Raw genomic sequence first — 8130 nt, 5'->3', positions numbered from 1 at the left:
TTCCTCGCATGCGATGCGAGGAAAGTCCCCTTCAGCCCACGGTCAGCCGTTGACGAGGGACATGCCCGACTCGGGGTAGCGGCCGCCCGCGACGGCATCGGCCGGGACGGCCTGTTCGATCGCCGCCAAGTCCTCTGTGGACAGTTCGAGGGTGGCCGCGGCGACGTTCTCTTCGAGGTACTTACGCCGCTTGGTGCCCGGGATCGGCACGACATCGTTGCCGCGCGACTGCACCCAGGCCAAGGCGAGCTGACCCGCCGTCACGCCCTTCTTCTCCGCCAAGGCCCGCAAGGCGTCCACGATCGCGAGGTTCCGGTCGAGGTTCTCGTCCGCGAACCGCGGCTGGTTCGCCTGCCGGAAGTCGCCCTCGGCGAAGTCCTTTTTGGATGTGAAGCGCCCGGTCAGGAAACCCCGCCCCAGCGGCGAATACGGCACAACACCGATACCCAGCTCACGACACGTCGGCACGATCTCGGCCTCGATGTCCCGCGACCACAGCGACCACTCGGTCTGCACCGCCGTGATCGGGTGCACCGCGTGCGCCCGGCGGATCGTCGCGGCACTCGCCTCGGACAGCCCGATGTGCCGGATCTTGCCCTGCTCCACCAGCGAGGCCAGCGCGCCAACGGTCTCCTCGATCGGCGTGTTCGGGTCCACCCGGTGCTGGTAATACAGGTCGATGTGATCGACCCCGAGACGGCGCAAGGACGCCTCGGCGGCCGACCGCACGTACTCCGCGTCGCCCCGGACGCCGCGCTTCGACGGGTCCGCCGGGTCACGCACGATGCCGAACTTCGTCGCCAGCACGACGCTGTCCCGCCGACCGGCGATGGCGCGGCCGACCAGTTCCTCGTTCTTGAACGGCCCGTACATGTCGGCCGTGTCGAGCAGGGTGACGCCCAGTTCGAGCGCACGGTGGATGGTGGCGATCGACTCGGCGTCGTCGCCCTGCCCGTAGAACTCGCTCATGCCCATGCAGCCGAGCCCCTGCGCGCTGACCTCCAGCGCGCCGAGCCTGCGGGTGGGCACCGTCGAGTCACTCATGATTCTCCCTGCCTGTAACGAAAATCGCTCATTCACTTGCCCGCGGCACGCGCGAGCCGCTCCGGGTAGCGCTCCCCGGCGAAGGCGTCCACGGGAGCGGCCTGCTCGATGGCCGCGATGTCCTCATCGGACAGTTCCAGCGACGCCGCGGCGACGTTCTCTTCGAGGTACTTGCGCCGCTTGGTGCCCGGGATCGGGACCACATCGGAGCCGCGCGACTGCACCCAGGCCAGCGCGAGCTGCCCCGCCGTCACACCCTTCTTCTCCGCCAGTGCCCGCAACGCGTCCACGATCGCGAGGTTCCGGTCGAAGTTCTCGTCCGAGAAGCGCGGCAGACCGCGGCGCATGTCGTCCTCGGGCAGGTCCTTCACCGAGGTCACCGCGCCGGTCAGGAAACCACGTCCCAGCGGGGAGAACGGCACGACGCCGATACCCAGCTCGCGGCAGGTGCCGAGGATCTCCTCCTCGATCCCGCGAGTCCACAGTGACCATTCGCTCTGCAGCGCCGTCACCGGGTGGACGGCGTGCGCCGCGCGGATGGTCGCCGCGCTCGCCTCGGAAATCCCGGCATACCGGACCTTCCCGGCTTCGGCCAATTCGGCGAGCGCGCCCCAGGTCTCCTCGATCGGCGTGTCCGGGTCGACGCGGTGCTGGTAGTAGAGGTCGATGTGGTCGACGCCGAGACGTCGCAGCGACTCGTCACAGCTCTGCTTGACATACGCGGCGTCACCGCGCGCGCCCATCTGGTCACCGTTCCACACGATGCCGAACTTCGTCGCCAGCACGACGTCGTCACGACGGCCGGCGATCGCGCGGCCGACCAGCTCTTCGTTGACGCCCGCCGCATAGACGTTCGCGGTGTCCAGCAGCGTCACGCCGAGTTCGAGCGCGCGGTGGATCGTCGCGATCGACTCTTCCTCGTTGTCGCGGACGCCGTAGGCCTGGCTCATGCCCATGCAGCCCAGGCCCTGCGCGCCGACTTCGAGGGCCCCCAGCTTGCGAGTGTTCACGCGGATATCTCCTGAATGGTGGTGGTGCCGCTGATTTCGAGCACCTTGCGTTCGAGCTGCTCGTAGTTGTCGATCTTGTAGTCGAGGATGTCGAGACAGGCCTGCAGCTCGGCGATCCGCTCGGCCACCGCCTGCCGCTGCTCGACGAGGATCGCCTTCCGCCGTCCCGCGCTGGCGGTGCCGCGGCTGCGCAACGAGGCGTACTCGCGCATGCGCTTGATCGACATGCCGGTGAGACGGAGCTTGGTGAGGAACCCGAGCCAGGCGAGATCGTTGTCCGAATACGCCCTTCTGCCCGCCGTGTCCCGCGCGGGCGGATCGACGAGTTTGATGCGCTCGTAGTACCGGAGGGTGTCGATGGACAACCCGCTACGTCGCGCGGCTTCCGCTATCGAGTAGCTCATGACCTCGACAGTACGACCTGGAGTGCACTCCAGGTCAAATCGCTTCCCTCGCGATTGGTAACACTGTTGCGATACGCTCGGTACATGCCGCGTCCTCGCACCCACGACGAAGCCCTCCGGCTCAAGCTGCTCGACCGAGCCGGCGAACTCATCTCCGCCGACGGCCCGAAGGCCCTCTCGCTCCGCAAGCTCGCCGCCGAAGCGGGGACGTCGACGACCGCGGTGTACTCACTGTTCGGCAGCAAGCCGGACCTCGTCAATGCCCTGTACATGGAGGGCTTCCGGCGCTTCGGGTCACGAATGGCGGCGGTCACGCGCTCCGGCGATCCGGTGGCCGACCTCGTGGCGCTGGGAGCCGCGTACCGCGCGAGCGCGCTGGCCGACCCGCATCTGTACGCGATCATGTTCACCAAGTCGGTGCCCGGCTTCGAGCCGAACGAGGAGGCCGAGAAGCTGGCACGGTCCAGCCTCGCACCGCTGCAGGAGGTCATCTCGGCGGCGATCGCGGCCGGGATCTTCGTCGACGTCCCGGCCGAGACGATCGCGGTCAGCTGCTGGGGCATCGTGCACGGGCTGGTGTCGCTGGAGCTGACCGGAAACCTGCCCGACGAGTTCAGCGTCAGCGGCGCCTACGAAACCGCCCTGCGTGCCAACGCCTCCGGCTGGCTGCGTCCCTGAGGGTCCAGTATGGACGGTGGGTCAGACGGCGCCGTATTGGCGGTCGCCGGCGTCGCCGAGGCCGGGGACGATGAAGCCCGAGTCGTTGAGCCGCTCGTCGACGCTCGCGGTCACGATCCGCATCGGCAGGCCGCTCTTCTCCAGGTGGGCGATGCCCTCGGGCGCGGCGAGCGCGCAGATGGCCGTGACGTCGGCGGCGCCGCGATCGGTGAGCAGGCGGATCGTGTACTCCATCGAGCCGCCGGTCGCGAGCATCGGGTCGAGCACCATCACGGGCCGGTCCGCCAAGGACTCCGGCAGCGACTCCAGATACGGCGTCGGCTGCAGCGTCTCCTCGTCGCGGGCGAGGCCGACGAAGCCCATCTGCGCGTCCGGGATCAGCTTATGCGCCTCGTCGGCCATGCCGAGACCCGCGCGCAGCACCGGCACCAGCAGTGGCGGGCTGGCCAGGGCGATCCCCTCGGTGCGCGCGACCGGGGTGTGGATGCGCTCGGTGCGCACGGGCGCGTCCCGCATGGCTTCGTAGACGAGCATGACGGTCAGCTCGTGCAACGCGGCACGGAAAGCGGCGCTGTCCGTGCGCGCGTCGCGCATGGTGGACAGCCTGGCCTTGGCCAGCGGGTGATCGACGACGTGCACATCCATGGCGGTTAATCTAACCCGCGCACCGAGTCGATGTCTCGGGTCGTCTCGTAGTGGTTCACCGCCTCGAAGAAGTGGCCCACGACACCGGCGAGCTTCTCCGACGGCCATTTCGGGACGTTCGGCCCCGCGCCGTCCTCCGGCGCCCCGATCACGACGGTCATCCGCCAGGTGGCGTACGCGCCGTTGATCGTCCACGACTGCTCCATCTTTCTCCTCCTCCGCATGAGCCAACCATTTCCGCTTGCGTTCGGGGCACGCAAACTTCCTTCAGGTGACATGCCTTTCTTGCCACCGGGGCATGACGGAAGAGTGTGCCCATGGGAAATCGCAAGGGGATCTCGGTGCGGCAGCGTCGGGTGTCGGCGCAATTGCGAATGCTGCGGCTCGAACGCGGCTTGACATGCAAGGACGTCGCCGACGCGCTGGACTGTTCGGAAAGCAAGATCAGCCGCATGGAGACCGGCGTACGCGGCCTGTACGCCGACGAAGTGTCGGCGATTCTCGGCTTTCTCAAGGTCCCGGCGCAGATCCGGCAAGAACTGGTCGCCCTCGTCCGCGACGGCGAAGAGCGCAACTGGCACGAGATCCACGGCAAGCTGCCGCCCAATTGGAAGGAGCTGATGCAGTTCGAAACCGACGCCGTGTCCATCCGCAACTACGAGCCGCTCTTGTTCCCGGGACTCGCCCAGGTCCCGGACTACTCGCGTGCCATCATCCGCGGCGTGCATCCGAGACTCACCGATGCCGAAATTGACGCTTTGGTCGCCACACGCATGTCGCGGCAGGTCATCTTCAGCCGACGCCCGGCACCCAACATCCACTTCATCGTGGACGAGACCGTTCTCACGCGCCCGGTGTGCGCAGCCGAGATCCGACGTGCTCAGTTACGAAATCTGCTCAGCTTGAGCGAGCGCAAGAGCACCGTGGTTCAGGTGGTGCCGTTCACCGCACCGGCGTATCCCGGCTTGGACGGCTCCTTCGCAATCCTCGACTTCGACTCGGCATCGCCCGTTACCTACATGAACAGCCCGGGCACTAGCAGTTTTCTCGAGGACGATGCGGAGATCGAGCGTGTTAAGCTTGCCTGGCAAGACATTCACGCCGTCGCACTGTCACCCGACGAGTCGATGCGGCTTGTTGCCGACATCATCGGCACGTTGACCGGCCCCTAGGAGGCGGGAACCGTGATCACCCCAGGCACCTGGCAGAAGAGCAGCTATAGCGGCGGCGACGCCAACTGCGTCGAAGTCGGCGCCTGGCAGAAGAGCAGTCACAGCACCGACCAGGCCAACTGTGCCGAGGTCAGTGCCTGGCACAAGACTTCCTACAGCAGTGGCAGCGGGGCCAACTGCGTCGAGGTGGCTGCCGCTCCGCTCGTCGTGGCCGTGCGCGACACCAAGGACCGCGACGGCGGCCAGCTCACTCTCCCCGCCCCCGCCTGGTCCGCCTTCCTCACCACCCAGCGTTGAAGTCCGTGAATGCCACATTGAGGGACTCTGACTCCCTCAATGTGGCATTCACGGACCACTACGAGGGCTGCCGAGCGAACCAGTCGACCCAGCGACGCTGCCAGGGCGTCTCGACGGCGTGCTTGGTGTAGTGCTCTCGAACCCACGTAATAGCTTCATCGCCCGAAAGGCCCGAGAGCGTCGTGAGGCACGAGAGGACTGTCCCGGTCCGGCCCGAACCGCCGTAGCACGCGACTTCGACGTCTTCACCCGCGCGAGCCCGCGCGTGCAGGCCGAGAATGCTCCGTCGCGCGGCGTTACGGTCGCGCGGCAGCAGGAAATCCGGCCACTGGATCCACTCGCGGTCCCAGGACAACCCGTCGTCGTACTTGCGCCGTAGCTTGCCCGACCCCAGGTACAGCCCGAAATCGGGGGACGTCCCCTCGGGCACACCGCGCCGGAGACCCCGGCCGCGCACCCGGACACCACCGGGCAGTTCGATCGCTCCCACCAGCATGCGTCCCATCTTGCCCGTGTCGGCCATTAGATGGACGCCGGTGACCCCGGATGGGTCTAGGCTACGCGGGGTGAGCGATCAGCCAGCCGTCCCGCCGGACCAGATGCGCATCTCCGACGCCGACCGCGAGCGCGTCGCGCAGGTGCTGCACACCGCGCTGTCCGAGGGCCGCATCACGGTCAACGAACTCGAAGAACGCCTCAGCACGGTGTACGCCGCGAAGACGGCCGGCGAGCTGAAACCGGTCACCGCGGATCTGCCCGCGACCACCGCGTCCGGCGTCATCGAACCCGCGACGTCACGCGCGCTCGGCCTGCCCGACGAGCGGATCGGCGGGCATCCCGGCTCGCAGGCGTCGATCGCGATCATGTCCGGGGCGACGCGCAAGGGCAGCTGGGTACTTCCGCCGCAGCACAACAGTTTCGCGTTCTGGGGCGGCGTCGACATCGACCTGCGCCGGGCCCGGTTCGCCGAGCGCGAATGCACGATCACCGCGGTGGCGATCATGGGCGGCATCGACATCGTCGTCCCCGACGACGTCAACGTCGAGGTCACCGGGGTCGGCTTCATGGGCGCGTTCGAGCTGCAGGACAGGGCGGGCACGCCGCCCGCGCCGCCCACGGCACCGACCGTCCGCATCAACGGACTGGCCTTTTGGGCAGGCGTCACGGTCTATCGCAAGCCCGCGAAGCGGGACGAAAGTCCTCAGCTCGAAGCCTGATTTTTGCTACGCTGGACGGCATTCATCGAGGGGGAAGCGATGCGCCGTTCACTCGGTTTCGTCCTGTCCATCGCCACGTGCGCCACGGTGTTCACCGGCACCGCGCACGCCGGCACCGACCCGCGACAGGCCGCGATGGACGCAGCGGTGGCGTCCGGGATTCCCGGCATGGTCGCGGTGGCGCCGGATTGGCGCGGCGCCAGCGGGGTCCGGGAGGTCGGCCGTCCCGGCAAGCCCGATTCGTCCGGCCGGTTCCGCGTCGCGAGCGTGTCGAAGTCGTTCACCGCGACGCTCGTGCTGCAACTCGTCGGCGAACATCGGGTGTCACTCGAAGACGTCATCCAGGAGCGGCTGCCCGGGGTGCTGCCATACGCCGAGCCGGTCACGGTCCGGCAGTTGCTCCAGCACACCAGCGGCGTCCCGCGCGACCTCGCCCCTGAGGACGGCTGGGGTTCGCTGCCGGAGATCGACACCGAGCGGTTCGTCCATTTCGACCCGGCCGAGCAGGTCCGGCTGAGCACGAAACACCCACTGCTGTTCAAGCCGGGCACGGCGTGGTCGTATTCGAACACCGGCTACAACGTGCTCGGCATGCTGGTCGAGAAGCTCACCCACCAACCGCTCGCGCGCGTGCTCGCCGAACGGATCACCGGGCCGCTGGGCCTGCACGACACGTTCATCCCCGGCGATTTCCCGTTCCTGCCGCACGCCGCCGCGCACGGCTACGAGCAGTTGTATCCGGCGCCGCACGCGCGCACCGACGTCACGACCTACAACTACACGCGCTATTTCGGCGCTGGTCAGGTCATTTCCAGCGCCGGGGATTTGAACCGTTTCTTCCGGGCCCTGTTCGACGGGAAACTGCTGCCGCCCGCGCAACTCGCGGAAATGAAGAAGACGGTGCGCGCGATCGACGTCACGTTTGGCGACACGGGCCTCGACTACGGACTCGGGCTGATGAAGATCGACCTGGCGAAGGCGTGCGGGAAGCCCACGATCGTCTGGGGACACGGCGGGGACTTGCCGGGGTTCAACACCTTCAGCTTCGTCGCGGATTCGGGCCCGAAGCAGATCAGCACGCTCGCGACCATCGACCTCACCGCGAACAAGGAGCAGGCGGGCAAACGGCAGCTGCCGTTCGTGAACGAGTTCTGCGCGGTTCCAGTGGCTTCGGCTCCGCTCGTCGCGATGTCGCTGTAGCTCGCCCGATCGGGCGTCCGGTTCCGCCCCGGCGCCGGTGTCCGGGGGCGGGATCCGGCGTGGCGGCGTCAGCAGACTCGGACGGTATGCGGATCTTTTCGAGAATCGTCACCACCGGCGTGCTGGCCCTCGGTCTCGCGGCGCTGCCCGCCGCCGCCTTCGCCGAGGGCGGCCCGCCGACCAAGAACGTCGGCCCGTCACCCTGGCCCGCGCTGGCCGACACTCCCCAGCCGATCCCGGCGCTGCGCGGTAACGAGGGCGAGCCGCCCGGCACGTTCGCCCCCGCCAAGCTGCCAGGCCGTCCGAAAGCCGGAGAGGTCACGCTGCCCGCGGGCGACCCCGTCCCCATCCCACCGTTCGCGCCGGACGGCGGTCCCGGCCCGATTCCGCCGTTCGCGCCCCAGCCCTTCCCTGCCTGACCACGCCGGTCCGTGAAGGCCTCCTTACCGGCACTGAGCGCCGG

The 8130-nt window shown here is 68.1% G+C and carries 12 protein-coding genes; 6 read left to right on the top strand and 6 right to left on the bottom strand.

Annotated features, from left to right (window positions below; all coding sequences use genetic code 11):
* Positions 1 to 42: 42 nt before the first annotated feature.
* Genes ACFWY9_RS42755 through ACFWY9_RS42745 form a run of 3 tightly spaced genes read right to left on the bottom strand, consistent with a single transcriptional unit; the run spans position 43 to position 2458 of the window.
* Positions 43 to 1044 (bottom strand): aldo/keto reductase, encoded by a 1002-nt coding sequence (locus tag ACFWY9_RS42755; RefSeq protein ID WP_378341583.1) that lies wholly within the window; start codon positions 1042 to 1044, stop codon positions 43 to 45.
* A 32-nt stretch (positions 1045 to 1076) separates the two neighbouring features.
* Positions 1077 to 2000, bottom strand: a complete 924-nt coding sequence (locus ACFWY9_RS42750) for an aldo/keto reductase (protein ID WP_378341591.1) — start codon at positions 1998 to 2000, stop codon at positions 1077 to 1079.
* A gap of 50 nt (positions 2001 to 2050) precedes the next feature.
* On the bottom strand, positions 2051 to 2458 hold the full coding sequence (locus tag ACFWY9_RS42745; protein WP_378329473.1) for a MerR family transcriptional regulator: 408 nt from the start codon (positions 2456 to 2458) through the stop codon (positions 2051 to 2053).
* Positions 2459 to 2542: 84 nt separating this feature from the next.
* Here ACFWY9_RS42745 and ACFWY9_RS42740 point away from each other — a divergent pair, with 84 nt between their 5' ends.
* Complete coding sequence (locus ACFWY9_RS42740) at positions 2543 to 3136, top strand: TetR/AcrR family transcriptional regulator (protein ID WP_378341582.1); 594 nt, start codon at positions 2543 to 2545, stop codon at positions 3134 to 3136.
* Between the two features lie 21 nt (positions 3137 to 3157).
* Here the strand turns inward: ACFWY9_RS42740 and upp are convergent, their stop codons facing one another.
* Together upp and ACFWY9_RS42730 are read right to left on the bottom strand one after the other, a co-directional pair.
* Positions 3158 to 3781, bottom strand: coding sequence for a uracil phosphoribosyltransferase (upp, locus tag ACFWY9_RS42735; protein ID WP_378341581.1), 624 nt, complete (start codon positions 3779 to 3781; stop codon positions 3158 to 3160).
* A gap of 5 nt (positions 3782 to 3786) precedes the next feature.
* Complete coding sequence (locus tag ACFWY9_RS42730) at positions 3787 to 3987, bottom strand: hypothetical protein (RefSeq protein ID WP_378341580.1); 201 nt, start codon at positions 3985 to 3987, stop codon at positions 3787 to 3789.
* Between the two features lie 111 nt (positions 3988 to 4098).
* Here ACFWY9_RS42730 and ACFWY9_RS42725 point away from each other — a divergent pair, with 111 nt between their 5' ends.
* The gene (locus ACFWY9_RS42725; protein WP_378341579.1) at positions 4099 to 4953 is read left to right on the top strand and encodes a helix-turn-helix domain-containing protein; all 855 of its coding nucleotides are present in this window, start codon (positions 4099 to 4101) and stop codon (positions 4951 to 4953) included.
* A 12-nt stretch (positions 4954 to 4965) separates the two neighbouring features.
* Positions 4966 to 5250, top strand: a complete 285-nt coding sequence (locus tag ACFWY9_RS42720; RefSeq protein WP_378341578.1) for a DUF397 domain-containing protein — start codon at positions 4966 to 4968, stop codon at positions 5248 to 5250.
* 58 nt (positions 5251 to 5308) lie between these two features.
* On the opposite strand, the gene ACFWY9_RS42715 is transcribed toward ACFWY9_RS42720, so the two are convergent.
* Positions 5309 to 5755, bottom strand: coding sequence for a protein tyrosine phosphatase (locus ACFWY9_RS42715; protein WP_378341577.1), 447 nt, complete (start codon positions 5753 to 5755; stop codon positions 5309 to 5311).
* A 94-nt stretch (positions 5756 to 5849) separates the two neighbouring features.
* Here ACFWY9_RS42715 and ACFWY9_RS42710 point away from each other — a divergent pair, with 94 nt between their 5' ends.
* The 3 genes from ACFWY9_RS42710 (at position 5850) to ACFWY9_RS42700 (ending at position 8086) form a co-directional block, all read left to right on the top strand.
* Positions 5850 to 6467: a DUF1707 domain-containing protein gene (locus ACFWY9_RS42710; protein WP_378329507.1), complete on the top strand. Its 618-nt coding sequence runs from the start codon at positions 5850 to 5852 to the stop codon at positions 6465 to 6467.
* Positions 6468 to 6506: 39 nt separating this feature from the next.
* The gene (locus ACFWY9_RS42705; RefSeq protein WP_378341576.1) at positions 6507 to 7667 is read left to right on the top strand and encodes a serine hydrolase domain-containing protein; all 1161 of its coding nucleotides are present in this window, start codon (positions 6507 to 6509) and stop codon (positions 7665 to 7667) included.
* An 86-nt stretch (positions 7668 to 7753) separates the two neighbouring features.
* Positions 7754 to 8086, top strand: a complete 333-nt coding sequence (locus tag ACFWY9_RS42700) for a hypothetical protein (protein WP_378341575.1) — start codon at positions 7754 to 7756, stop codon at positions 8084 to 8086.
* The last annotated feature ends 44 nt before the right edge of the window (positions 8087 to 8130 follow it).

The sequence above is a fragment of the Amycolatopsis sp. NPDC059027 genome, assembly GCF_042739735.1.
Lineage (GTDB): Bacteria > Actinomycetota > Actinomycetes > Mycobacteriales > Pseudonocardiaceae > Amycolatopsis.
This window is presented reverse-complemented; position numbering and strand designations above follow the sequence as displayed.

Coding starts and splice junctions, on each gene's coding strand:
- ACFWY9_RS42705 (WP_378341576.1), top strand. CDS start 6,507: ATGCGCCGTTCACTCGGTTTCGTCCTGTCCATCGCCACGTGCGCCACG.
- ACFWY9_RS42710 (WP_378329507.1), top strand. CDS start 5,850: ATGCGCATCTCCGACGCCGACCGCGAGCGCGTCGCGCAGGTGCTGCAC.
- ACFWY9_RS42700 (WP_378341575.1), top strand. CDS start 7,754: ATGCGGATCTTTTCGAGAATCGTCACCACCGGCGTGCTGGCCCTCGGT.
- ACFWY9_RS42715 (WP_378341577.1), bottom strand. CDS start 5,755: ATGGGACGCATGCTGGTGGGAGCGATCGAACTGCCCGGTGGTGTCCGG.
- ACFWY9_RS42730 (WP_378341580.1), bottom strand. CDS start 3,987: ATGGAGCAGTCGTGGACGATCAACGGCGCGTACGCCACCTGGCGGATG.
- ACFWY9_RS42750 (WP_378341591.1), bottom strand. CDS start 2,000: ATGGGCATGAGCCAGGCCTACGGCGTCCGCGACAACGAGGAAGAGTCG.
- ACFWY9_RS42755 (WP_378341583.1), bottom strand. CDS start 1,044: ATGAGTGACTCGACGGTGCCCACCCGCAGGCTCGGCGCGCTGGAGGTC.
- ACFWY9_RS42745 (WP_378329473.1), bottom strand. CDS start 2,458: ATGAGCTACTCGATAGCGGAAGCCGCGCGACGTAGCGGGTTGTCCATC.
- ACFWY9_RS42725 (WP_378341579.1), top strand. CDS start 4,099: ATGGGAAATCGCAAGGGGATCTCGGTGCGGCAGCGTCGGGTGTCGGCG.
- ACFWY9_RS42740 (WP_378341582.1), top strand. CDS start 2,543: ATGCCGCGTCCTCGCACCCACGACGAAGCCCTCCGGCTCAAGCTGCTC.
- upp (WP_378341581.1), bottom strand. CDS start 3,781: ATGGATGTGCACGTCGTCGATCACCCGCTGGCCAAGGCCAGGCTGTCC.